Annotated in this window: 17 protein-coding genes; 3 read left to right on the top strand and 14 right to left on the bottom strand. The window is 59.0% G+C overall.

The features are described 5' to 3' along the window. The first annotated feature begins 173 nt into the window (after positions 1 to 173). Both EKD03_RS14820 and EKD03_RS14825 read left to right on the top strand, forming a co-directional pair. Positions 174 to 1319 (top strand): S1C family serine protease, encoded by a 1146-nt coding sequence (locus EKD03_RS14820; protein ID WP_129632475.1) that lies wholly within the window; start codon positions 174 to 176, stop codon positions 1317 to 1319. 188 nt (positions 1320 to 1507) lie between these two features. Continuing rightward, positions 1508 to 2644 (top strand): golvesin C-terminal-like domain-containing protein, encoded by a 1137-nt coding sequence (locus tag EKD03_RS14825; protein ID WP_129632477.1) that lies wholly within the window; start codon positions 1508 to 1510, stop codon positions 2642 to 2644. 85 nt (positions 2645 to 2729) lie between these two features. Here EKD03_RS14825 and EKD03_RS14830 read toward each other — a convergent pair whose 3' ends face one another. From EKD03_RS14830 to EKD03_RS14890, 13 genes are all read right to left on the bottom strand, one after another. Then, positions 2730 to 3260: a GTP-binding protein gene (locus tag EKD03_RS14830; protein WP_044200035.1), complete on the bottom strand. Its 531-nt coding sequence runs from the start codon at positions 3258 to 3260 to the stop codon at positions 2730 to 2732. 54 nt (positions 3261 to 3314) lie between these two features. Beyond that, positions 3315 to 4130: a DUF4388 domain-containing protein gene (locus EKD03_RS14835; protein ID WP_129632480.1), complete on the bottom strand. Its 816-nt coding sequence runs from the start codon at positions 4128 to 4130 to the stop codon at positions 3315 to 3317. Positions 4131 to 4208: 78 nt separating this feature from the next. After that, a complete protein-coding gene (locus EKD03_RS14840) occupies positions 4209 to 5129 on the bottom strand; it encodes a DUF1385 domain-containing protein (protein ID WP_129632483.1) in 921 nt (306 codons plus the stop codon). A 101-nt stretch (positions 5130 to 5230) separates the two neighbouring features. Then, a complete protein-coding gene (locus tag EKD03_RS14845; RefSeq protein WP_129632486.1) occupies positions 5231 to 5689 on the bottom strand; it encodes a hypothetical protein in 459 nt (152 codons plus the stop codon). Positions 5690 to 5788: 99 nt separating this feature from the next. Further along, entirely contained in the window at positions 5789 to 6040 is a 252-nt protein-coding gene (locus tag EKD03_RS14850) for a hypothetical protein (RefSeq protein WP_129632489.1), read from the bottom strand. Further along, positions 6037 to 7116, bottom strand: a complete 1080-nt coding sequence (gene mnmA, locus EKD03_RS14855) for a tRNA 2-thiouridine(34) synthase MnmA (protein ID WP_129632491.1) — start codon at positions 7114 to 7116, stop codon at positions 6037 to 6039. The genes EKD03_RS14850 and mnmA overlap by 4 nt, the downstream gene beginning before the upstream one ends. A gap of 101 nt (positions 7117 to 7217) precedes the next feature. Continuing rightward, positions 7218 to 8171 (bottom strand): mevalonate kinase, encoded by a 954-nt coding sequence (mvk, locus tag EKD03_RS14860; RefSeq protein ID WP_129632494.1) that lies wholly within the window; start codon positions 8169 to 8171, stop codon positions 7218 to 7220. 7 nt (positions 8172 to 8178) lie between these two features. After that, positions 8179 to 9720, bottom strand: a complete 1542-nt coding sequence (gene guaA / locus EKD03_RS14865; protein WP_129632497.1) for a glutamine-hydrolyzing GMP synthase — start codon at positions 9718 to 9720, stop codon at positions 8179 to 8181. A gap of 243 nt (positions 9721 to 9963) precedes the next feature. Next, complete coding sequence (locus EKD03_RS14870) at positions 9964 to 10356, bottom strand: isoamylase early set domain-containing protein (RefSeq protein ID WP_129632500.1); 393 nt, start codon at positions 10354 to 10356, stop codon at positions 9964 to 9966. Positions 10357 to 10453: 97 nt separating this feature from the next. Then, the gene (locus EKD03_RS14875) at positions 10454 to 13018 is read right to left on the bottom strand and encodes a DUF2298 domain-containing protein (protein ID WP_129632503.1); all 2565 of its coding nucleotides are present in this window, start codon (positions 13016 to 13018) and stop codon (positions 10454 to 10456) included. A 45-nt stretch (positions 13019 to 13063) separates the two neighbouring features. Further along, positions 13064 to 13906 carry a NotI family restriction endonuclease gene (locus EKD03_RS14880; protein WP_129632506.1) on the bottom strand — a complete coding sequence of 281 codons (843 nt, stop codon included), beginning with the start codon at positions 13904 to 13906 and terminating at the stop codon, positions 13064 to 13066. Beyond that, a complete protein-coding gene (locus tag EKD03_RS14885) occupies positions 13903 to 14952 on the bottom strand; it encodes a DNA-methyltransferase (RefSeq protein ID WP_129632509.1) in 1050 nt (349 codons plus the stop codon). Before EKD03_RS14885 ends, EKD03_RS14880 begins: the two co-directional genes overlap by 4 nt. Before the next feature lie 60 nt (positions 14953 to 15012). Continuing rightward, entirely contained in the window at positions 15013 to 23247 is an 8235-nt protein-coding gene (locus EKD03_RS14890; RefSeq protein WP_129632521.1) for a DUF2298 domain-containing protein, read from the bottom strand. Positions 23248 to 23690: 443 nt separating this feature from the next. Between EKD03_RS14890 and EKD03_RS14895 the strand changes: the two genes are divergently transcribed. Next, entirely contained in the window at positions 23691 to 23918 is a 228-nt protein-coding gene (locus EKD03_RS14895; protein WP_129632512.1) for a type II toxin-antitoxin system MqsA family antitoxin, read from the top strand. A 384-nt stretch (positions 23919 to 24302) separates the two neighbouring features. Here EKD03_RS14895 and EKD03_RS14900 read toward each other — a convergent pair whose 3' ends face one another. Next, on the bottom strand, positions 24303 to 24908 hold the full coding sequence (locus EKD03_RS14900) for a hypothetical protein (RefSeq protein ID WP_129632515.1): 606 nt from the start codon (positions 24906 to 24908) through the stop codon (positions 24303 to 24305). Between the last annotated feature and the right edge of the window lie 193 nt (positions 24909 to 25101).

The raw sequence follows: 25101 nt of genomic DNA on the forward strand, positions 1-25101 counted from the left end.
AACGCATCTCTCATCCACTTCTCACAAGAGCTTAAAACATTTTTTATGCGCTGGGTGCATAGTAGGGGCGAAGCATCGCCCGCCATGGATCAGGGGAACCCGAACGAGGTTGGCGGGCGATGCTTCGCCCCTACTTGGGTATCTGCAAGCAAACCATGAACAGGAACCAGCCTATGGAACGCACCCACAATACTGGCTACTACATCGCCATCGTAGCCGTGATTCTGGCCATCATCATCAGCATTGTTGGCGGAGCGATTGCCGGGGGAGCCGCAGCCTATTACGTGGTACAACGCAACCTGAGTAGCCAAACCGTCAGTTCACCAACAATCACGGTGGCTCCGGTGGCGATGCAGAACAGCAGCCAGACAGCCCCGGTTGTGAGTAGCAGTTCGGAGGCGATGGTCAATGCCGTGCAGCAGGTCGCCCCAGCAGTAGTGACGGTACTCAGCATGAGCCGCCAGGGGAACGGCAGCGGTAGCGGGGTGATCATCAGCGAGCAGGGCTACATCCTCACCAACAACCATGTGGTGGAAAATGCCCGCAGCCTCGCGGTGGTGCTGAATGACGGCACCCGGCGCGATGCCACCTTGATCGGTACCGACGCCATGAACGACATTGCGATCATCCAGATCGAGGGTGATCTACCCGCCGTGGCCCAGATCGGTGACGCGGCGGCACTCCAACCGGGCGAGCAGGTCTTGGCGATTGGCAGCCCGTTGGGCGACTTCCGCAACACCGTGACGGCGGGGGTGGTAAGTGCGCTGAACCGCTCGGTAGGTTCGATGGAGGGGCTGATCCAGACCGATACGGCGATCAATAGTGGTAACAGTGGTGGGCCGCTGATCAACCTGCGCGGCGAGGTGGTGGGCATCAACACCCTGGTGGTGCGTAACGATCAGTTCGCCTTCGGGGCGGCCCCGGTGGAGGGCTTGGGCTTTGCGGTACCGAGCAACATCTTCCGGGGGGTGGCCGATCAGTTGATCGCCACTGGCAACGTGAGCTACCCCTTCCTGGGAGTGAGCTACATCACGATTGACGGGAGCGTAGCGGTAGAGTTGGATCTCCCGGTGCAGAGCGGGGCACTCATCTACAGTAGCCAGGGTGGGCCAGCGGTGCAACCGGGAACCGCAGCGGCGCGCGCCGGGCTACGTGAGGGCGACATCATCACCGCGATAGATGGCGTGGCGATTGACGGCAACACCTCGCTGCGCCAATTGCTGCTCCAATACCAGCCGGGCGACACCGTCACCCTGACGATTCTGCGCGATGGTGACCAACGTGAGGTGCAGGTGACATTGGGCGAGCGAGAAATATAACGGTGTTGGTTGCAGAAGCCAGCGTAGCTGGGGCTTCTGCAACCAACACCGGGACAATTTTGAGCGCCCGCAGGCGGCTGTCAGCCGCTTGTCACGCATTTTTCAGAGTCATGGTATAATCCCTCCCGGCCACCCCGGCGTGGCCGCTCTACCAAGCTCGTAGAATACGGAGGGACGTATTGAGGTCTATGCGTACCTACTTGCGCTGGTCACGGCTGTTGCTGGGGTTATTGCTCAGCACCATGCTCCTCAGCACCACGGCGACCTACGCAGCCGGTTCGGCCAACTCAGAACAACGCCCCTTCGCTGCCAGCTTGCTTGAGCACAATGGCGTGCCGGGCATGGCGGACAGGATCGCCCCAACTTCTAGCTCTACTGCGGCGGCTAACACTGCTGCACCCGCAACTGACCCCTACGCGATTGCTCCCACCTTCCGCATCCGCGCCACCCGCCAAGGTATGGTGGGCGGGCGTACTGCCAACGGGTACATTATCCCCCCCAAGGCGCGTTTCGTTTCGCTCCCATGCCGCTGCGTGCTCTCTAGCAAGGGCGGCAACGAGTACCAAGTACGCATCACCTACCGAGGGCGGAGCACCGTTGTGCCGGTGTATGATGTTGGCCCCTACAGTGCGCGTGATGACTACTGGAACCCGCAACGCACCGGCTACCCCGATCTTGAGTGGGGTTGGCCGATGGATCATGCCGCCTACTACGAGGGCTATAACGGTGGCCAGGCCGACAAGGGCTATGTGCGCTTCCCGACCGCGATGGATGTGGGGGATGGGGCGTGGATTGATGATCTAGGCATTGTGGGCGATCAGGCCGAAGTTGAGGTGACGATGCTCTGGATGGGCCAAGATCCACTGGCCGGGCCACCCCAGCGCGACCCGAACCAGCCAGAGATCCTCGTAGACGAACTGGGCGGCGATTTCTGGCACAACAGCCCCGATCTGGGCAGCAGTCCGGTAGGCTGTGGGTATGGGCGCCACGCCTACCAGACGCGCAGCGTCAACAACCCCAGCCAGAGTAGCCAGGTGGTGCGCTGGCAACCCAATCTGCCCAGCGAGGGTGAGTACGATCTCTACGTCCATGTGCCGATCTGCCCCAGCAAACGTGCGCCAACCACCTCAGCGCGCTACCTCATCCAGCACCGCGATGCCGCGCTGGAGGTCCTGGTTGATCAGAGCACCCAGACCAGTTGGGTCTACCTGGGGCGCTACCCGTTTAGTGCCGGTAGCAACGGGTTTATCCAGTTGGGTGATGTGACGAGTGAGAGTGGTAAGGCGATCTGGCTTGATCAGGCGCGTTGGGTGCGCGTGAATTAATAAATTTCTCCTCTGTTGGCGGCGAAGCCGCCAACAGAGGAGAAATTTATTCTTCGGGGGTGGCGAAGCCGCCCCCGAACCCCACCTAATCCTCACTCCGCTCCTGGATCACATAGAGCAACTCAAGCAGAATATTCTTGACACTCTCACGATCTGAAGCCACGCAGGGCAGCACCTTAACCTGGGGAGGTTGGCGCAGTGCCAAGCGCAACTCATCGGGAGACCAGGCATTCGGGCGATCCTGCTTATTTGCTGCGATCACATACGGTGTATCGCGATACGAGACGAAGAAATCAATGATCCGGTTCGTCTCGCGGAATGTCTCCGGGCGCGTGCTATCGACCAGGATCACCAGACCGAGCATACCCTCGGAGAGGATCTCCCACATAAAGTCGAACCGCTTCTGGCCAGGAGTGCCAAACAGGTGCAACACCAGATCATCAGCGATAGCGATACGACCGAAGTCCATCGCCACCGTCGTCTCTTTCTTGATCATCTTGGTGTCATCGGTCGCACGTCGTTCAGTCGAGACGACTTCGATCTCGCTGATAGCCTTGATGAACTCGGTCTTGCCGGCGTTCACCGCCCCACTGATGACCATTTTTACCGTCTGCACACCAGCCCTCCGCTACGTCCGCTACGGTGCTGTGCCCTGGCTGAGCAACATCGGCTACATGCCACGAATACGATTGATGATGCGGTTCACCAGGCTCTTCTTTACCCTTGGCGCTTCCGCTACGGCGCCACGCGACCCTGCCACCGGGCGCGGCTTCTTCATCACATCCACCAGACCTGCCGTTAGGAACCCATAGACAATCCGGCAGACATCGAAATCACTCAACGACGTCTTCTGCGCAATCTCGGCAAGGCTATCCTTACCATTGATACGAGCGAAGACCCGCCACTCCTCAGGGGCCAACTTGACCCCCTTGGCCTTTTCGCCCGGCTGATCGATGAACTTCACAATCATATCGGTAGAGGCGATGCGATCCTTAATTCGCCCCCACTCATCGATCCGCCGCACGCCCTCCATAATCAAGTTCTCCACCGATATCGGAGTCGGTATCGTCGGAGCATTCGGGTCAGGGCGTTGGTTCTGCTCGAAGCGGAACTCCCCTTCAGGCCAACCGAAGAGACCATAGACCGACTCTTCGGTGTGGGTCAAGAGCGTACTCTGAAGTTGATCCTGGGCGATCAATTGCTGATCAAGGATGACCTGGGTCAGCGTTGTCCCCTTCCCGCCATTGGCCAGGGCTTGGCGGGCAGTTCCCAGTTGGGCCTCATTGAGCAGGCCCAAGCGCACCAACAACTCCGGTTGTTCATCTTCGGGCTTCCGCGAAGCCAATACCAGCTTGCCCTTATCGAAGAAGAGCAGGGCCGTCTCCTGCTCATGCGTCAGGTGCAGGCCGCCGGTCTTATAGCCGCGATCGACCAGATAGAGAAAGTCGGAGAGGCCGAAGTCTCGGATATTGCCAACCAGGGCCATTGCAATCCTCCGTAGGAGGCTCTTCTACGAATAGGTGGCGTCAAGGGTGCATAGGGCCACCCCATCGTCCGACAGAGACTAGGTGGAGAGAGCGAACTCGGCTTCCGGTCGGGCCAGCAAGGGATCGCTCACACCGTCGGCGGCGAGAACCGGAACTAGTGCAGCAACCGCAGCGGCGATCATCGCATCATCCGGCTCACGGGTGGTCAGGTACTGAGTTGCCAGGGTGGGCGCAAGCAGGCGGCGCACCCAGGGCCGATGGTAGTGAGCAGCAGTGAACCGCAGGAACTCAAGTGCGACCGCCGCCACTAAGGGAATAAGAACGATGCGGGCGATGATACGCTGCCAAAGTGGCAGGCCACTGACTGCGAGAAAGATGACAAAGCCGATCAGCGCTGTCACCACCAGAAAGCTCGTGCCACAGCGTGGATGGATGCGGCTGAAACTGCGAACCGACTCGACCGTCAACGGAGCACCGGCCTCATAGGCATTGATCGTTTTGTGTTCAGCCCCGTGGTAGCCAAAGACGCGCTGGATGTCCCGTAAGCGACTAATGGCGTAGATATAGCCGATCACTAAGCTCAGGTTGATCAAGCCTTCGATCACCTCACGGAGAAGCACGTTCGCCCCCATCTGGCTCGCTTGGTTCGCAATCAGCGAGGGAAGGATGACGAAGATTCCTACACCAATCAGCAACGTCACCCCAAAGATCGCCGCTTGGGCTAACGGAGAGAGATCGCCCTCTTCCTCCGTAACCGCCACTTGGGCCGAAAAGTCGAGTGCTTGCTTGCCAATCGAGAAGGCATCACCAAGACCCACCAATCCACGAATGATTGGGAGGCGCATCCATGCTGGACGCTGGGCGACCGGGATGGGGATATGCTTGAAGGCCAGTTCCCCATCAGGACGATGCACCGCGACCGTCGCCATGCGACGGCCTCGCATCATCACCCCTTCGAGGACGGCTTGGCCGCCATAGGCAAATCGCTCGTTGTCCATGAAATCCCGTTGCTGAGATGAAAGCCTTCTGGCTCTATCATACCATGTTCAATGGCATTACGACAATAGTACCTGATCCAACGATCCAGAGCGTAACCCATTTACTGGTCGTTCCCTCGTTGTTCGGGTGCATCACGGCGGGCCAAGGTGGTGGCCGCAGCGCGTACCCCTGTCACGAGGCTGGAGATACGGATGATCGGTGTCACCACGCGCTCTGCCATAAAGGCCGTGGTCTGGGTGGCGGTGCTGGCGCTATCGCGCACATTGTTGGTCAGGCTGCGGGTACTATCGAGTACCTCATTCAGCTTGATCATGGCATCATCCACCTTGGGCAAGACATTGTTTTTGGCCAACTTGTTGAGCTGGTTGATGGCGAAGAGAACGGCGAAGAGGATCGCGACCATCAGGATCGCGCTGATCAACTGAAAGACCGATACCACCACGATGACAATGTCGCGGGTGCCAGCGCGAAATTCTGCTGGGGCAAAAGCCGCCCCGACGACGAAGGCGAGCAGCAGCGCGGTGAGCGTCCCAACGCCAATTCCTACCCACTTTAACACAGGCTCGCTCCTCTGCGTGTGGCCACATACCGATGCAGCCAACAGCGTCTATCCAGTATTGGTGAGGGAATTTGAGGCCGTATAAACAGGGCGATTATATCACACTCGTAGACGTGAGACAAAAATGAGAAGTAGCCACGCGAGCAGTACCGATTCGAGGATGGGCACTCCGGCGGGCGTGGGTAGGGTGAGTGGGAAGCGCAGGCCGAGGCCGTAGACGATCAGGCAGCCCACAACTGCCGCTAACCAGAAGATGGGGATTTGACGCCATGCGCGGCCAAGCAGGACGTGCGCCAGGGCGGCGCAGGCGGTGGCGGTGAGCAGGATGAGGATAACGGCAGGTGGAATCATGGAGCCTCCGGGCGGGCAATCGTGCCCCCGCCGATCACCCGCTCGCCTGCGTAGAGTACCGCCGCTTGGCCGGGGCTGATCGCCCGTATGGGGCTTTGGAGTTGGATGTGCAGCCGCCCGCCGGGATGGGGTGTGACTGTGGCGGGCGCGGGTGTGCCATGGGCGCGTACCTGAACCTCGCAGGTAAAGGGCGACTCTGGCCATGTAGCGGCGACGCTACTGGCGGCTTCGACCCAAAACTCGTGGCGCAGCAGCGCTTCGGCGGGGCCGACAACGAGGGTGTTGCGGGCGGTGTCGAGGCCAGTGACATAGAGTGGGGTTGCAGCGTAGATACCTAGCCCCCGGCGTTGGCCGATGGTGTAGAGTGGTAGCCCCTGGTGTTGCCCCACCTCACGCCCGTGCTGATCCACAATCGGGCCGGGGACGAGGCTGGCGGGGGCTGCGTCACGCAGGAGTTGGCGGTAGTCGCCCGCCGGGACAAAGCAGATGTCCTGGCTCTCTGGGCGATCCGCGCTCTCAAGGTCGCGTGCGGCGGCCATTGTGCGCACTTCGCTCTTCTGGTATTCACCCAAGGGAAAGAGGAGGTGCGCAAGTTCGGCTTGGCCAAGCATATAGAGGACGTAAGATTGATCTTTGTTGCGATCAGCCGCCCGCAGCAGTTCATACTGGTTCGCGTCGGTGACACGCCGCCGCACATAGTGGCCAGTGGCAACATAGTCGTAGCCGAGTTGGCTGGCGCGGGCCAGCAGGGCACGGAATTTAAGCTCGCGGTTGCAGGCGATGCAGGGGTTGGGGGTGTAGCCATGGCTATAGGCATGCACGAAGGCATCAACCACGGCGCGCCGAAATTCGCGCTGGTAGTTGAAGACGTAGTAGGGGATGCCGAGTTGGTTACAGACCTGCCGCGCACTGGCGGTCATTTCGAGTGAGCAGCAGAGGCTCTCGGCCAAGTGATCGTCGTCACCTTCCCACAGGTGCATGGTAACACCGACCACCGTGTGGCCCTGTTCGTGGAGGAGTGCGGCGGTGAGCGAGCTATCTACGCCCCCGCTCATTGCGACCATGATCGTTGCCATGGGGGCATTATAGCAGGTTGGCCGGGATGAGGATTGACCGCAGAGGACGCAGAGGGAAGACACTCGGCTTCATCCTCTGCGCTCCTTGGCGTCCTCTGCGGTTAAATCTCCCCCGCGCACGCGGGCACCAATGCTACGCGCACGCGGCTGGCTCCGGCGGCGTGGAGCGCATCGGCCACCTGTTGGCACTGGTTGCTGTGGGCCAGTGCGATCATCACGCCGCCCCAGCCGGCCCCGGAGAGCTTGGCCCCTAATGCCCCGGCTTGGCGGGCCGCCTGCACGAGGCGATCAAGTTCGGGGGAGGAGATGCCGAGTTCTTCGAGCAGGGTTTGGTTGGTGTTCATGATCTGGCCCAGAGCGGCCAGATCGCCAGCGGCAAGGGCCGCACGGGCCTGGGTGGCGACATCCGCCACTGCATCGAAACGCGCCTCGTAGGTGGGAGGATCGGCCTGCCAGCGTTTGCGTAGCGCACCCACGGGCCGGTGGGTGGCACTGCGCACCCCGGTATCGCCGATGACGAGGGTGAGTGGGGTGGCCACGTGGATCGGCGCGATCAGGGGCGGGGCGTCGGGGCGGCGCTGGAACCAGATCGCCTGCTCGTAGGCGATGACGGTGTTGTCAATCCCGCTGGGGGTGCCGTGGTAGCGCCCCTCGCTGGCATAGACGAGTGCCGAGACCTCGGCGGGGGGCAGGTTATGCCCCAGCGCCTGCGCAACCGCCCGCACAAGGGCCGCGCCAATCGCCGCGCCGCTGCCCATACCCCCGGCGATGGGGATGTCGGAACGGAGGGTGATGCTCAGATCGGGAGCCACCGCACCCAAGTGCTCCAAGACCGTGGCCGCCAGTTCGCTCAGCGGGTGCTGGGGATGAGTGCTGAAGCTCCAGGTTTCGTCCAGGTCGGGGGCGACAAAGTGCAGCCCCGTTCCGGGTGCGGTCGGGGTGGCCACAGCATAGGCGCGGACATCGCCCAGGGGCAGTGCAATTGCTGGGCGGTTGTAGACGACGGCATGTTCACCACAAAGGATGATCTTGGCCGGGGCGGAGGTTGTGATCATCGCCGCACTACTCCCACTCAATCGTCGCTGGTGGCTTGGAGGAGATGTCGTACACGACCCGGTTGACCCCACTGATCTCGTTGACGATGCGACTACTGACGCGCGCCAGAAGATCGTAGGGCAAGCGTGCCCAATCGGCGGTCATGTAGTCTTCGGTGGTGATGGCGCGGATGGCGATGGTGTCAGCATAGGTGCGCCCGTCACCCATGACGCCGACGCTCTGCACCGGCAGGAGCACAGCGAAGGCTTGCTGGGTGGCGCGGTAGAATCCGGCGGTGCGCAACTCTTCGAGGAAGATCGCGTCGGCGCGGCGCAGGGTTTCGAGGCGCGGCCAACTGACCGGGCCGATGATGCGCACGGCGAGGCCGGGGCCGGGGAAGGGATGGCGCCAGACCCACTCTTCGGGCAGGCCGAGTTCGAGTCCCGCTGCGCGCACTTCATCCTTGAACATATAGCGCAGCGGCTCCACCAACTGCATCTGCATATCGGCGGGCAGCCCGCCCACATTATGGTGGGTCTTGATCGTCACGCCCTTCTTGCGGTCGGGGGCGCTACTCTCGATCACATCGGGGTAGAGGGTGCCCTGAGCCAAGAACTGGGCATCATCGAGGGCGCGGGCTTCACGTTCAAAGATGCGGATGAACTTTTCACCGATGATCTTGCGCTTCTGTTCGGGGTCGGCCACATTCTCTAGGGCGCTGAGGAACTCCTCGCGGGCATCTACCGCAATCAGGGGGATGTGGAAATGCTCGCGGAAAGTGGCGATCACCTGCTCGGCTTCCGCGAGGCGCAGCAGGCCGTTATCCACAAAGACACAGGTGAGGCGCTCGCCGATGGCGCGGTGGATGATCAGCGCGGCGACGGCCGAGTCCACCCCACCAGAGAGGGCACAGATGACACGCCCCTCTGCGCCCACCTTCTCGCGCACGCGCTCGACCGCATCGGCGACAAAGTTGGCCGGTTGCCAGGAGGAATCGGCCCCACAGATGGTATGCAGGAAGTTGGCGAGAATATGCTTGCCATGAACCGTATGCACCACCTCCGGGTGGAACTGGACACCATACCAGTGGCGCTCATCATCGCCCATGGCGGCGAAGGGCGTGGAAGGGTTGGAAGCCAGAGTACGGAAACCGGGTGGCAGCGCATCAATGCGGTCGCCGTGGCTCATCCAGACCATCTGGTTAAGGGGGGTATTGGCAAAGAGGGGATGCTCGCCGGTGAGGGCGACATCAGCCGGGCCAAACTCACGGTCTTCGGGGCTAAGCACAACGCCACCGAGGGCGTAGCTGATCAACTGCATACCATAACAGATCCCCAAGACAGGCAAGCCCGACGTGGGCAACCAGGCGGGCATCTGGGGGGCACCGGGCTCATAGACACTGGCGGGGCCACCAGAGAGGATGACCCCCAGCGGATTGAGCGCCCGCACCTGTTCTTCGGAAACATCGTGGGGCAAAAGTTCGCTATAGACGCCCAACTCGCGCACGCGGCGCACGATCAACTGGGCAGTCTGGGAACCAAAATCAAGTACGGGAATAGCGTGGGACATAAGCTCCTCATAACATTCGTATAGGGCAAGGAAGATGTGCTTCCTTGCCCTATCAATAATACCTGATTCTTGGTGATCTGCCGATGGGGAGGCTTCGCCTCACAGGGCATGTGCAACGTTCTTGGGGCTGCGCCCCAGACCCGCTTTTTTCTCATACGTTGGCGGCGAAGCCGCCAACGTATGAGAAAAAAAAGTTCTTTGGGGGAGGCTTCGCCTCCTCCAATCTCCACCCCTTGGGAATGATCAATTTGAACGAGCTAAGCGCATCTTGGGTTGGCTGAAACTCAGCACATGATCAGCTTCGCGCTCAGCCATTTCAATCTGCTGGGCATCATGTTCAAAATCGGGCGTCATCACCACCGAGTTATCGCCCCCAAAAGCGTTTGATTCATAGCCATCGGCATTCCAATCATTGTGCCACTCACTCCCATTATGCAAGTAGCGATACTGGAACGAGCAACCGGCATCAAGTTCTAGTGTGACCATCCAGCCAGTCTCGGTTTGACGCATAGGGGTGGCATGGTTATCCCAATGGTTGAAATCGCCGACCAGATAGATCGTATCCGCCCAGATAGCAGACGGCAGTGCGAACGTCACCCGTACCTTTCCGGGTGGGCCGGGCATCTTGGTGATCATGACGGCAGCGCTCCTTTGAGGCCACATGGTGCCAACGCCCTTGTTGGCAGTATTTGGCGGAATTATAGCACACTGCCTTTACGATATGAAGTACTTTTTAACGTTTGGGATTAAACACATAAATGATCACCTCACCATTGCCGAAGCTGATTGGAGTAGCGATTTGGGCAAACTTTGCGAGGCTCTCAGGCGTGTAGTTGGCCTGTTCAAGATCGCCAACATAGACATAGCGTACCGCATACTGATCAAGCAAGCGGCGCGTCTCAGCTAGGTCATTACTGGTATAGATGCGGTAGACATCACTACAGCGCGGGCCGAGCTGGGCCGCAGCGGCGGGATCGCCCCCGCGCCACTGGCTCTCGTGGCCGGCCCAGCCGAGGATGGTGGGCAACCCGGTGGCCGCCGATACTCCGGCGTAGCCTTCGGGGTTGTAGGAGCCACCACAGCTTGGCGGGTGATCATAGAGCAGCACCTCGGTCATGTTGATGACCTCGATGGCCTCAACAAGCACACTTCCAGGCGCGGCATTATACCGCAACCACGTGATAGCCTCGGCTTCGGCGGTGCTCTGTTCACGCGGGGTTGGCGCATTGAGGTCGCGGGGTTGGCCCAACTGCATGTCGCGCAGCACCAGCACGGGGTAGACACTAGCCCCAACCAGGAAGATCGCGCTGAGCGCCGCAGCGGCAATCCCCGCCACGCGGCGTAGGCCGGTGCTGCGCACGAGGATGTACCAGAGGGCGAAGGGGGTGAGCGTGCCCCAGAGCAACCAGACTTGGTAATAGAACTTGAAGATGGTATTGAAGCGCGCCGACCAGCCTTCAAAGACATCGCGGATGTAGATGATCTCGGTGCCGAAGATGATCGCACAGCCCAGCGTCGTGAGGAGCAACGCAAAACGCTGCGCCGGATCGTGGGGATGATCGAGGGCAATGCTGAAGGCCAGCACTCCCAGACCAAAGACGGCCAGTAGCGGGAAGCCGAGCAGTAGGCCCGCGAGCAGCAGCACTGGTGGCAACCAGCGCACGATCCAGGGGGTAGCGGGTTGGGGCACGAGATAGACCAGGGTGAGGATGGGAACCGCGAAGAGGCCGAAGATGATCAGGAAGGCGTGCAGACCGCTGCGGGTGGCGGGGTAGAGACCGATAATGCTGGAGATCTTGCTCAGAATCGGCAGGTTGATCAGCGGATCGGCCCCACCGACAAGCGAGCGGAAGGTGAGGTAGAAGGGCAGGAAGAGCAGGAAACTCAGCAGCACCACCAGCCCCAGATGGCGGGCGTAGGTGCGCCAGGGGAAGGGTGACGTATTTTCAGACAGCGAAGCTTCTTCTTGACGCAAAGGCGCGAAGACGCCAAGGTTAGGTTTGGTTACGTTACTCAGTTCTGGAGAGCGAAGATCAGATATTGAAGGCTTTGCGGCTTTGCGGCTTTGCGTCAGAATCGGGGTTCTAGGGGCAGTACGGTACGCAAGCAGCATAGCCCCGGCGTAGAGCAACAGATAGGTGGGCAGATCCCAACTGTTGATCGCGTAGAGGCTGCCCAGGACGAGGCCACTGAGCAGCAACGTGAGCATACGCGAAGCACCAGTATCTTCTTCGCTGCGCCGCACACTCGCCGCCAGCGCCATAGCGAGCAACCCAAACGGGAGCGCCATCACATGCGGGTGCATGTCACCCAGGCGAAAGCTGAAGAAGGGGAACTCGGTGATCGCATAGCGCAACTCCTCGCGGGGTGGATCTTCATTCCGCAGGGTGTAGCGATCCCAGAGCGAGCGCGAAGGCCACCACCAGTTGAACGCGCCGGGCGCAGCCATGTCGCGGCGTTCCCAGCCACTCAGGTCGCCAAACTCGCCGGTGGGCGCGGGGGGGGAGAGTTCGATCTCCGCTGCACCGCCGAGCACTTGGCCCGCCGCCGCCACCAACTGCGGGCCATCGAGCACCACGGCGCGCTCGTCACCCAGGAGCACCTGGATCGCCCCCGACTGATTGCCCGCGACCAGCACCAACACAGCACCGAGCACCCCGGCGAGCCAACTCGGCCAGCCATGCCCGCCGGCCATGCCGATCATACAGCGCACCAACCCGACCACCCCCTGGGCGGTGAGGGCCACAATCAGGGCCAGGGCCAGGTTGTAGGCCATACTGGGAGCCAAGCCACTCAGTTGGGCCATCACCGCCATCAGCAGGTAGCCGAAGTAGTAGTAGTTGATGCTATAACCCGCCAGCCAGGGATCGAGGGGTGGGAACGTGGGGCTGCGCTGGATGGCATTGAAGAAGGCGAAATCCATTGCCCGCTCGGTACCCCAAGGGGTCGGATCGTAGCTACGCATCCAGATGAAGGCGAGCAGCGCCAACAGGAAGATCGCCTCATAGCCAAGCAGGTTGGTGCGGGTGGGCAGGGGTTGGGTGGGAGTATGACGCCAAAGCCAGATACCGAAACCACCCAAGAGCAGGATGCAGATGATCAGTAAGGGCAACCCAAAGCGCCCCAACCCCAGCATTGCCAGCAACCAGGCCACGTAGCCCAGCAGCAACAAACCAAGTGGCTTGGCAAAGGGGTAACCGGCATCGGGGAGGTGGCCGAAGAGCAGGCGCGTGTATGGAAGCCCCAGCAAACCCACAACTTGGGCCACCAACCACCAGATCAGAATTGCAGTAGACATCTCCAGCCTTTTGTACCAGCAGTTGAGTGACAATACCTCACAGCATTAAAGAGTAAGTCGTGTTCGTGAAGATATTTTAGCTTGTAGGGCAGTGATGATTTTCTCCATCTCTACATTGGGTGTTACTTGAAGCCCTAAACAGGTGGCTATTCCCTTCGCATTCGTGCTTGATCTAGAATTTAATCTCAAACGATATTGTTTTTCTTCTTTCACTAAAGAATATGAATGGAATTGCATAGAGTCTCCCAGCTTGGCATGTTCAACATGTGAGAAAGAAAAATTTCTTCTCATATAATCTAACAATGGTTCTTGGAGTACTAAAACTACATGCTTGCCTAAATGCTCAAACGTTTCGGTCTTGTGATGCAACTGAACGAGGATTGTCTTTGCTGTCATCTTCCAGTTTATACCATACGGCTTGTTCACATCAGCACCATGAGCATCACCTACACCAACCTCTTGCAAAAATCGTTGGCGATGTGGCCAGAGCGTACCAGTGGTATCTAATGCCTGCAATTCTATGCCCACAAAATCAACTACTATGCCATTTCGTACAGAAGTTAATACATAATCAATACTTCCACCCGGAACGTCTACCTCAGCAATGTTGTGTAACTCGTTTCCTGGCTCATGAAGAGTTAATAAGTGAATACAGTCCATGAATATCTGCTTAAGCTCTAAAAATCGGTGTGGGCAGATGATCATACCTACACCTTCTTTAGCTCCATGATTGACAGTACAGGTTCCAATTGCAATCTCAGGTTGGCTTTTTCGAATTTTTATACATCTTTTTTCAAGGTATGGGCAGTATTGTTGCTCTACAAGGCTTTCCCAGTCTTCATTGGCTTTGAAGGTTGGCACACCAAATAATTCAAATACATTACTCATAATAGTGTATTGCTCCTTCTATACGCATAATCGAGGTATTCCTGCGCTATATCAATTCCTATTGATTTACGGAAAAGCTGTTTAGCAACAACATTTGTTGTTCCTGTCCCGCAAAAAGGATCGAGTACCACTCCTGCTAATGGGCAAGTAGCTAGGATTGGTATTTTACATAGATCTTCAGGATAAGCTGCATAATGAGCCTCACGACCTTGAGTGTCTTCGGGGATGATTTCCCAAACATCACCCGGCTTACTGCCATTAGGGTGGTATTTTAGGAAATAGAATCCTTTCTGCTGTAATTCTTTTGCACGACCTGACAGTTTTGTAGATTCAGAATGTGTTGTTCGTTGTTGGTTTCTGATAACCATACGGAAATCGGAAATCTCACCATTTGCAACTTGTTCCAAAACGTTATTCAATGCGAGAAAAGCCGTTTCTTTTTCTGTCTGTGATAGAGACGTAGAAAGCTGAATCTGACGCTTATAGCGTACACCTGTCACACCAGTTGCTGAAACTACGGCTCCATTTTTAATCTGTGCCAGCCGAGGTTTTGAACGAATCGCGTGATCATCATAATAGTACCCCTTATTTTGCTTGACAAAGTGAAAGATATACTCATGAACATTGCGTAGCTTGTCTTGCGTATTGTCAGGGCCTTTGATCTTGTTCCAAATAACATCATTTCGCAGAATCCAACCCTGACGATCTATCATCGCAATGGCTATGCGCCAAGGTAGACCGATAAGTCCTTTTGAAAGATACGTGTCTCCGATATTTAACCAGAATGATCCTGTTTTTTTTAGAATTCGTTTTATCTCGATAAATACTAACAATAATTTATCAATATACTCCTCGAAATTTTCTTCTAGTCCAATACCACCGTTCATATATTCACGCTTATGCCAATAAGGGGGACTTGTCATACACATATCTATACTCTCACAGGGTAACTGCTTAAGAACATCCAAAGAGTCTCCTTGAATATAGAGAGGTTGATAGTCGCTTCCTTCCAAGTATTGATGTACCTGCTCTCTGATTGGGATCACGGAAGTGTGTTCCTTACTTGCAAACGTATGTACTTATATAAGTATACCATGCCCATCTCCCTACTCCTCAACCTCATAGTGCAGATCGGTAATGATCTGCACTGCCTGATTCACCCATGGCCCAGATGGGTCTAACTCTAGGTAGACGAGTAGCTCAGAGAGCGCCAGATCGCGCTCCTGGCGCTGCACAAAGACGAGGCCCAAAAAGTAGTGCGGGTCGGCAAGATCGGGGTTGATACTGATCGCTTGCAAGAAGGCCATCTCGGCTTTACCAATCTCTCCCCAATCCAGCAATGCGGTGCCCAGTTTGTTCCAGTTCTCGGCGGTTGGGTTGGTCTGCGCCGCTGCGGTGTAGACCGCTTCGGCTTCAGTATAGCGCGCCAGATCGCTCAGGATGTCGCCGTAGAGGTGCTGAAGGCCGGTATCGTCGGGGTTGGCATGTGCCGCCGGAGCAAGGATGCGTACCGCATCTTCGAGCCGCCCCTGGTTGCGGTACGCATCGGCCAGCCCAAAGGCGGTCGGGCCATCGGTGGGGTTGTCGGCGAGGGCGCGTTCTAGCCCCTCAATATCGTGGCTGTTGGCGTCTGGCGCGGCAGGGGCTACCGGGCGACTCACCGGGGCTGGGTAGGCGTAGCTCTGCGGGATGCCCGCCACGTGGTAGATCTGAACCCCGTCAGTGTCGTAGATGCGGTGCAGGTAGTTGCCTTCGAGTTGTTCAAACTTGGCCAATCCTTCGGGTGGGTAGAAGGCGCGCTCGACCCCGCCGATGTAGATGTAGTTGACCCGGTAGGTGGCCAAGAAGCGCAGGGCATCATCAATGCTGGTGGTGGTGTAGAAGTTGCTCAATGCCGCGTCGCGCATCCCGGTCAGGCTGGGGTCGCGCTGTTCATTCTCGTGTAGCGCACTGATCACGGTGGGGAGACCGGTGTTGGCGGCGATGCGTATCCCGTAGGCGCGGTAGAACCAGAGGTTGGATTGCACTACTATCGGGGTACCACGTATCTCGCGGTTGATCCAGTCAATCGCCGCCGCGTCGCCACGCAGATCAACCGTGACCCGCTCCGCTCCGCCGACGCAACCCCCAAAAGCGCGGCAGTCATAGTCAAAGCTGGCCTCGCGCAAGAAGGCTAGGCCATCCAGGGTTGGCCCGCTCTGTACCGCAAAGCGGTTGGCGACCCGCGAGGGGATGGCGGCCACCGGGTAGGCCAGGGCCAGCAGCCCTAGCCCGGCCAACCCGATCAGGGCGGCGGTTTGGGCATATTTCCCCCCCATGCGGCGCAATGCCCGCATCCCGGTTGGCAGGCTGGCGGCAGCGGCGAGGGCGAAGAGTACCCAGGCTTGCATGCCGAACTTGAAGACGGTGTTCATGCGCTGCCAGTCGCCGCCATCCAGGTGGTCGCGGATGTAGATGAGTTCCACCCCTAGCGAGACGGCCCAGCCCAGCCATGCCAGGAGCAGTGCGTACCAGGTGCCGCTGCGGATCGGACGCCGGAGCAGCACCGCGCTGCTGAAGATGATCAGCATGAGCAGCGCCACGCGCAGTGCTAGATCGGGGCGCAGGATGGCGATGAAGAGGCTGATCAGCCCCAGAGCGATCAGGATGCCACGTATGGTAGCACCGGCATCTTGCCGGTCGGTGGGTAACTCTTCAGACTTGGGGTAAAGAAAGCGTCTGATTGACGCCAAGGCGCGAAGACGCAAAGGTTTAGTTGCAGGCTTTGCGCCTTCGCGTCTTCGCGTCAAAATCGGGAGGCTAGGAGCAATGTGTATAGTTGCGAGGCTACGCCACACGGCCCCGATCAGCGCGGGGATCAGGATGGCCATGGGGATGCCAAAGACGATCAGGTAGTCGGGGAGGCTGGTTCCGGCTTCCCCCGCCACCCAACCAATCCCGCGCACAAAGGCGAAGTAGCGCTCAAAGAAGGGCGCGTAGAGCAGCATCCCACCCACGGCGATCATGATCGCCGTGCCTCCGGCCACCACGATGCCCCGCCATCCCGCCTTGCGCCGCCATGCCCCACCCACCAGCACTAGCCCCGTGAGCAATGCATAGGTCGGGAAGTCCCACGAGTTGGTGACGGCCAGTGCGCCTAGGGCGAGGCTGAGGAGGAGCATTTGTAACTGTTCACTCTTGGAGTAAAAGAAACCTCGTGTTGACGCAAAGGCGCAAAGACGCAAAGATTTTGTTGCAGGCTTTGCGTCTTTGCGTCTTTGCGTCAAACCCTGGAGGCTAGGAGAAGTATGAACAATTACTCTATCAGTACAAAAGAGTAGCTCATACCCCAATGCGATCACCAACAGCGTGATCGGCAGCGCGATCAGGTGGGCGTGCAGATCGGCGAAGAGGAATGAAAAGAAGGGAAACTCGTTGATCGTGAAGGGGATGACCCGACTCGGCCCGATGTACCAGTCGCCCAGGCGCTCGCCCAGCCCCGCCAGCCCCCCGGCGGCGAGGGCGCGGCTCACCGCCCCCCACCCCGCCGACCATCCCGACTCGAAGATCGCGCTCAGGTTGCCCGCTACCGCCACCAAGCCTGCACCGACCAGCCCATAACGGGTACGCCCGGTTAGGCGGGTGACGATACTAAAAGCGGCACTCAAGGTCAGCCCAAAGAGGGTGGCGAGTGCTAGATTAAAGCCGATGGCCGGGGCGATGCCGCTGATTTTGATCGGTAACGAGACAAGGTAGAGGCCGTAGTAGTAGTAGTTGATGTAGCCATCGCTGAAGAAGGGATCGTAGGGTGGCATGGTTGGGCTGCGTAGGATGGCGTTCAGGAAGCCAAACTCCATCGGTTTCTCGCCACCCCAGATCGGGTGCCACAGATCGGGGTTGAGTGCGCGTATCCATACCATTACGCCAAACCCGGCCAGGAAGATCAGTTCGCTACGCCACACGCCCGCCCAATGGTTGCGCAAATTCCCATAGATGGGAATTAGGCCGCCCTGGCGAACGATCAGCCAAGTGTTGAGGATGACCACCAACACCAACCCGAAGCTCACCCCCCAGACGTTGTAGCGCCACAGCCCCAGGCTGGTCGGCAGCCAGATCGCCCAGCCCAGTAGCAGCCAGCCGATCAGGCGCGCCCAGCCCCAACCCGCGTCGCGGCTGCGCGCAAAGATGATCTGGGCCAGTGGCAGGCCGAGCAGCGCCAGCGTATACCAGAGGCCCAGCCAGAGTAGCGTGGCCAGCCATGAATTGCCCGCCACCCATTGATTCCACGCATATTCATTGACTTCGGGCTGCTCATTGACTGGCGTTTGCAGCAGCAATGGCGGTGCAGTCCGCAGCGTGGGGATCGCCAACGGTACATCGCTGGTCAACATCTGCGGCTGGCCGGGGCGCACCACCTGATAGATGCGCGTCTGTCCGGCACTAAAGGCCAGCACCAGATCGCCCTGCGCGACCAGGGTTTCAAACTTGGCTAAGCCCTCGGCGCTGTAGGTGCTGCGCTCCACCCCACCCACATAGAGGTAGGTGACGCCATAGCGCTGGAGCCAGTCGAGTGCTTGCATCGGATCGGGCGTGTTGTAGATCTCGGCAATGATCGTCTGGCGGTTAGCAATCACCGGGTTGGCCTGCATCACCATGCGCTGCTGGATCTGGTGCCACTCCCAGCCGAGCAGCGTGGGGAGGCCGGTGAAACTAGAAATCCGCCCCGCCCATTGGTACGAGGGCAGATGGGCCTCCAGTAGCACCGGCGTTCCCTGTACCGACTCTTGCAGCCAGCGGATCGCGGCAGCGTCCTCATCCAGCGAATAGGTGGGGCCAGCCGTTACCGCGTTCACACTTGGTAAAAAGGCAGCCCCATCGAGACCGTGCGGCGCATCCCCGTTCCAGCGGTCGGCGAGGCGGGCGGGGGTGGCGGTGAGCGGGTAGACCAACGCGGCGGTCACGAGCAGGCCGATGCTGCTGCGCACCACCCAGCGCGCCCAGGGGCGGGGGCGTAGTGGTTTGCCCAGCGACTGAAGTCGCGGGCTAAGCCCGCGAAGCCCGCCTACGCGGGCTGGGGTTAGCCCGCGTAGGCGGGCTTTGTAGCGTCTAGCCGGGGGCTTCAGCCCCACGGCAATGGTACGTAAAACTCCCCCGGTAGGCACCGGCCAGTGCCACAGATGCGGCAGCGCCACTGCCGCGCTCAGCGCGAAGAGCGTCCAGGTGTGCAGGCCAAACTTGAAGACCGTATTCATGCGCCCGACATCGCCCTTGATCACGACCAGATCCACGAGCACCAGCAGCCCCAGTGCGGCGGTGGCCCACAGGATGGGGATCTGGCTCAGAACGGGCAGGCGCAGCAAGTACCAGAGCAGCACCACACCCACGCTCAGCATGGGCAGGGTGAGCGCCAGCGCGGGCCAGTGAAAGAGGCTCCCGGCAATCGCGATCCCCCCCAGAGCGACTCCGAACCCTAGTGCAAAGCCCGTTCCCACCAGACGGCGCAGCAGCAGTAATCCGGCCAGCGCGATCAGCACGAGCCAAAGGCCATAGAGTTGCAGTAGTTCCCAGAGTGGCGTGCGCGCCACCTTCGTCAGCGCCTGGATCAGACTCGGCGCACTCTCGTCTAAGAGCGGCTGCAAGCCGGAAGATTCGGTGACAAAAGCGCTCGTGAAGGGTAGGAAGAGCAGATTGCCGAGCAGCGGGAAGGCCACGGCCACCGCCACCCCGCGCAGACTCGCGGCGAAGCGCGAGTGGCCTGCCGCCCGCCCGCTGCGCCACGTGGCCCACCCGACGGTCAGTGCGGTCAACCCGACAAAGGTCGGGTAATCCCAGGTGTTGGTGGCGCGGATCGCCCCGGCGAGCAGCGCCGCCAGCCCCAGAACTGCTATGGCACCAAGACGCAAAGGTTTTCTTGCAGGCTTTGCGTCTCTGCGTCTTGGCGTCAAAATCTGGAGGCTAGGCGCAGGGTAAATAGCTCCCCCCTGGGCCACGATCCACGCCACCCCCAGACCCAACAGCGTCAGACTGAGCGGCATCACCATGAGGTGCGGGTGCAGATCGGCAAACAGGAAGGTGAAGAAGGGGAACTCGTTCACCGTGCCCTCGACAATCCGCGTGGCATCCCAGAAGGCCCATTCGGGACGCCCCTTGGCCACCTGTTCGGCTGCGTAGCCATTCAGGTACCAGAGCGCCTGGGCCAAGTTGCCGAGGATGAGCAGTAGCGGCGGAGCAAGCAGCGCCGAGATCAGCGCGCGGCGCTGGGGGGTGTGACAGAGCATTGGCATGCGGTTACGCATCCTCTTGTGCCCCGGTTTTTGACCGCAGAGGAACGCAGAGGAAGAACCACAAGGAGCGCGAAACCCATCCCTCTGCGTTCCTCTGTATCCTCTGCGGTTGAGAGGTGTGCGACTAGCCACCAAGTTATACACCACCCCCCAAGCCCCCAGCGCCGTCAGCCCAAACAGGGTCGCAATCGCCAGATTGAAGCCCACGCTGGGCAGCACGCCACTCAGATGCACCAGCGCACCCACCAGCACAAAACCAAAGTAGTAGTAGTTGATATAGCCCCCGGCGTGCCAGGGATCATAGGGCGGGAAGGCCGCACTCTTCAGCACCGCCGTCAGGTAGGCCAGATCCATCGGCTTCTCGCCGCCGCGTGCCGGGTGGCCGAGATCGGGGTTGAACCAGCGCAGCACCAGACCCAGCAGCACAAAGGCCACGAAGATCCCCTGGGCGCTGAGTAGCATGGCCCGGTTGGCGCGGGCAAAATCGCGTAGGGCGGCGCGGCTACGCCACGCCACGAACGCCCCCAGCCCCAGCAGCGGTGCCGCACACAGCCAGAGCGTCGCGGGCGTAAAGGCCAGCGGCAGCAGGGGCAGGCGGTCGGTGGCGGTGCGCCCGGCCATACCGGGCAGGCCGGTGCCATTGTCGAGGCTCCCAAGCAGCCACGCCAGATAGGCCACGAGTAACAGGCCAAGGATCTTGGCCAGACTAAAGCCCCGGTCGGGGAGGCGCGGGAAGAGGTGGAAGAGCAGCGCGAAGGTGGCCAGGCCGAGCAATTCTAACACTACAAACCATGTGAGCGGAGCCAGATTGGCCAGCCAGCCCTGCGCAAAGAGCTGCGACCACGTCCCGGCGTTGGTGTAGCGTTCCCACTGGGTTGGTGTGAAGCGCAGCGCCGTCGGGTTACGATCCGCAATCTGGGTCGGCGACTTATAGACCTCGCTCCACAGCACCGAGGCGGTGATCAATCTTTCAGCACGTTCACGCGAATAGGCATAGGTCTTTTTGAAGATCAGCACACGGGGATGATCATAGACACTAAACGCCTCTTCGGCGATCTGATCGGGAATCTTGAGACCCAGGATCGTCGGGTAGGACGTAATATCGGCCACCAACTCAAAGCCGAGATCGCCATTGAAGAGGCTCTGGTAATAGTTCATCAGCGCCGGGTAGCGCATACGCAAGCGGGCGGTACTCGCATAGACCCGGTTACTGGTGAGGGTGATATAGTCGGCCTGATCGAGATGATCGAGCAGCCCTTCCTGATAAAAGCCCTCGTTGTTATAGAAACCCGTATACTTCTGCGGCTCATCCTCAGCATACGGAGCCGACTCGATCCCAAAGAGCGAGATCCCCCAGCCGGTATTGGTGGTCTGAAGGGGCAACGGATCATCCCAGATCTCGGCCATCACCTGCGAACCGGGCGCGGCGTGGTCGGTCAGCCAGCGCGCCGCGATCACCCGGCTATGGGGCTGGGTATAGATCCGCGAGAAGGCATACGCCCACCCCAACGTTGCCAACAGCACCGCAATCACCAGCAGGCGCGGCCAGAAGCGTCTGAGGCTGAAGGCATCCCAGAGCCACAGCATCAACCCGGCGGCAAAGATCGTCAACGAACCATAGATCGGCAAGAAGTAGCGCATCGTACTGGCATACTGCCCGCCCAGCCACGCGAAGTAAAAACCGATCCAGACAAAGAGTACCCAGGCGGCGGGTAACTGTTCACCCTTGGGAGAAAGAAAACTTCTGATTGACGCCAAGACGCCAAGACGCCAAGGTTTTATTGCAGGCTTTGCGCCTTGGCGTCTTGGCGTCAAAATCGAGATGCTAGGAGAAGTGTGAACAGCGCCCCGTACCGCCCCCAGCCCAAACCCCACCCACCCCAACCAGGCCACAATCCCCAGCGCCGGTCCCATGCCCCAGAGCACGATATTGCTCCAGGCGAAGAGATAGGCCGGACGCCCCACCCACTGCTGGCCGGGCGGAAAATCAATCTCACCCGTCATCAGGTGTTGAACTTCGCGGATATTCTTGACGAAACGCGGATCGAGGCGCACGTCGAAGAAGCCCATCCCGCGCAGCCGATCCAGTTCCACAATCCGCTCCCCGACCATCTCTGGTGAAGCGGGCAAGGAGCCACTAAAGGCATCGGGCGCAAAGGTGCGGAAACTGAGCAACGTGAGCATACCCGCGAGGATGAGTAGCGGCAACTTCTGGGTGAAGAAGAACCAGACCTGATCGGCCCAGCCCGCACGCGGCTGGCTGGTGCGCAGCGCCACCAACGCCGCGATCATCGCCGTCAGACCCAGGCTGGCCAGGGTGATGCGGTTGGCCATCGCCACCCCAATTGTCAGGCCGAGCACGAGGTAGCAGACGAGGCCGCCACCCTGGGCGATCCGCACCGCCCAATAGAGCGCCAGCGTGGCGAAGAAGGTCGAGAAGATCGGATCAACAAAGAAGTGCGTCTGCTGAATCGGCATGACCGCCAGCGCCAGACATGCCGCCGCCAACAGCCCCAGACGATCATCCCGCAGACGCTGCCCGATCAGAAAGACGAGCAGGATCGTCCCCAGATCAAAGAGCAGCGCCACTGCACGCCCGACCTTATTGATCTGGCCATACGCCGTCAGATTGACGCCATCGGGGTTAAAGATTGCGATCAGCGGGGTCAGTTTGGGGATCGCCCGTTCAGGATTATCCACCAGTGGGCCAAGATCGGTCTGGATCTGGGAGGAATAGGCGACCGCATCCAGCACACGCGGCGGGCCATTGAGCGCGGGGACTTGCAGGGGCAGAATCGGGCCAGCCGGGCCATCATTGGGGGTCAGCGCCACCGCAGCGAGGCGGGTGACATAGATCGGGAACGGGCCATAGACATAGAACGAGAACTGCTCGTAGTTACGCGGATTGAGCGGCGAACGCGCCGAATCATACACCTCGCTGAGACTCGACGGCAAGCGCACCGTCGCAGCCACATTGGTAAAGAAGCGCTCATCGGGATGCTGGCCCGTATCAGAATCCCAATCCGGCAGGCTCAGGCTACGGAAGTAGGCCGCCACCAGCAGAATAACGAGCAACAACGCCCAGACAAGTGTATGCGTGCGAACAGATGCAGCCGTTCGAGAAAGCGTTGGTGGTGCCTGCACAGACGATCCCGCTCCTTGTGTCGTTCAGATACTCCAGCGCCGGGGTGGAGGTGACAAGGAGATAATACCACAGCAGAAGTGGGTATTTTCGTGATATACCCACCGAAATGATCCTATCACCATCCCTCTGCGCACCTCTGCGTCCTCTGCGGTACACCAAATCAACCGCAGAGGACACAGAGGTGCGCAGAGGTTTTTTCGTGATACCCAGTGGAAGAAATCGCCGAAGCTCGCCATGCTATACTTCGGCTAGGACGCAAAATGACCAAGCAGTCTGGGGCGAAGAGATGTCGGTGAAGAGACAGTGAGACTATTGTTATTACGGCCTACGAGCCAGATCCAGGCCAGTGGGACGCAGATTTTAAGAGGAGGCGTCTATGATGTGTGTAATCTGCCGCCAGAGCGAAACTGAACCCGGTACGACAACGGTAACGCTGACTCGTAACAAGCTCACGTTTGTGGTGCGCGATGTACCGGCGCGTGTCTGTCCTAATTGTGGTGAGGCGTATATTGAAGAGGAAGCTGCAACCCGGTTGCTGGCCACCGCAGAGCAACTGGCGCAATCCGGCGCACAGGTAGATGTTCGTGAGTATCTGGCGGCCTAGCCCGGTTTGTGTCAAAATCGGGTAGACCAGCCTCCCGTTTTGACGCAAAGGCGCAGCGACGCAAAGGGTTTTGGTTTAGAGTTTTATCTTTGCGCCCTTGCGTCCTTGCGTCAAAACGAGAGGCTCCTTGTTTGACGCCAAGGCGCAGCGGCGCGCTGCATTCGAAAAGCTCAGCCACCGCGCCGCTGGCTGAGCCTGTCGAAGCCATGCGGCGCGACCCTACCTTCGGGCATGTGGAGGAGCATGTCGGGTCGCGCCCTCCAGAATGATCCTATCACCATCCCTCTGCGTACCTCTGCGTCCTCTGCGGTTGATCTGGTGTACCGCAGAGGACGCAGAGGTGCGCAGAGGACGAACATCGGGGCGCATCACGTTGCCTTCCCCCTACTCCTCATCCTCCGCCTCGCTCCGCCCCATCCGGTACTTGATGTCGTAGTTGATGATGAAGTCTAGCTCTTCGTCACTGAAGCCGTAGTGGCTGGCTAGGACGCGGTCTATTTCGTCTATGATGGGTTTGGATTGTGCGCCGTAAAATTCGGCGTATTCGATGCGATCTCCATCCCGCGTCTGGATCGTCTTGCGTATGGCATTTGCTGTTAGGTCGGACAATAGTGATTGTCCTAACTTGGCAAGATGAGAGTCTGACAACATACTAGGCGCAATTGGGAACCCCGATACTAAGGTATCACTAAGATGGAAGCAATCACCGTAGGCAATAAAATAGGCATAGAATAGGTTACTGTTCAGAATTGCGCTGGCAGCCTGGGCTACCTCCTTTGTCTGAAAGTAAAGATAGCGCCCATGCGCTGGTGCGCCTACAATTCCATTTTTTGCGTAGTATGGTAAACCCAATGTGGATTTAATCCAGTATTGGGTAGCTTCTTGGTAGAAAATATAATGATCTTTTTGTTGTTGAGCAAGCACGCTCTTTATGGTCTGTGTGCCTTTTGTTTTGAGCTTGCGGAAAAGTGATTCCTGAACATTATTCATGTATTTCGGGAGAAGATCAGGGTAGAGTGTAGCACCCTGAATTTGAGCGTATTCAAGTACGTCGAAAATATATGGACGAAAATGACTTGACCAACGATGATATTTTGTAACGAATAGGGGGTTGTGCTAGTACATAAACTTTAAAAATCGCCTATCGTTGTATTTTTCTACGAATAGGTGATGCACGTATGCC

Source organism: Candidatus Oscillochloris fontis (assembly GCF_004138135.1).
In the GTDB taxonomy this organism is placed as follows: Bacteria; Chloroflexota; Chloroflexia; order Chloroflexales; family Chloroflexaceae; genus Oscillochloris; species Oscillochloris fontis.

Excerpts from the sequence above, each read along its gene's own strand:
- EKD03_RS14870 (WP_129632500.1), bottom strand. The coding sequence starts at position 10,356 with ATGATCACCAAGATGCCCGGCCCACCCGGAAAGGTACGGGTGACGTTC.
- mvk (WP_129632494.1), bottom strand. The coding sequence starts at position 8,171 with ATGATCACAACCTCCGCCCCGGCCAAGATCATCCTTTGTGGTGAACAT.
- EKD03_RS14875 (WP_129632503.1), bottom strand. The coding sequence starts at position 13,018 with ATGTCTACTGCAATTCTGATCTGGTGGTTGGTGGCCCAAGTTGTGGGT.
- EKD03_RS14825 (WP_129632477.1), top strand. The coding sequence starts at position 1,508 with ATGCGTACCTACTTGCGCTGGTCACGGCTGTTGCTGGGGTTATTGCTC.
- EKD03_RS14880 (WP_129632506.1), bottom strand. The coding sequence starts at position 13,906 with ATGAGTAATGTATTTGAATTATTTGGTGTGCCAACCTTCAAAGCCAAT.
- mnmA (WP_129632491.1), bottom strand. The coding sequence starts at position 7,116 with ATGGCAACGATCATGGTCGCAATGAGCGGGGGCGTAGATAGCTCGCTC.
- EKD03_RS14900 (WP_129632515.1), bottom strand. The coding sequence starts at position 24,908 with ATGAATAATGTTCAGGAATCACTTTTCCGCAAGCTCAAAACAAAAGGC.
- EKD03_RS14835 (WP_129632480.1), bottom strand. The coding sequence starts at position 4,130 with ATGGCCCTGGTTGGCAATATCCGAGACTTCGGCCTCTCCGACTTTCTC.
- EKD03_RS14840 (WP_129632483.1), bottom strand. The coding sequence starts at position 5,129 with ATGGACAACGAGCGATTTGCCTATGGCGGCCAAGCCGTCCTCGAAGGG.
- EKD03_RS14820 (WP_129632475.1), top strand. The coding sequence starts at position 174 with ATGGAACGCACCCACAATACTGGCTACTACATCGCCATCGTAGCCGTG.
- EKD03_RS14850 (WP_129632489.1), bottom strand. The coding sequence starts at position 6,040 with ATGATTCCACCTGCCGTTATCCTCATCCTGCTCACCGCCACCGCCTGC.
- EKD03_RS14895 (WP_129632512.1), top strand. The coding sequence starts at position 23,691 with ATGATGTGTGTAATCTGCCGCCAGAGCGAAACTGAACCCGGTACGACA.
- guaA (WP_129632497.1), bottom strand. The coding sequence starts at position 9,720 with ATGTCCCACGCTATTCCCGTACTTGATTTTGGTTCCCAGACTGCCCAG.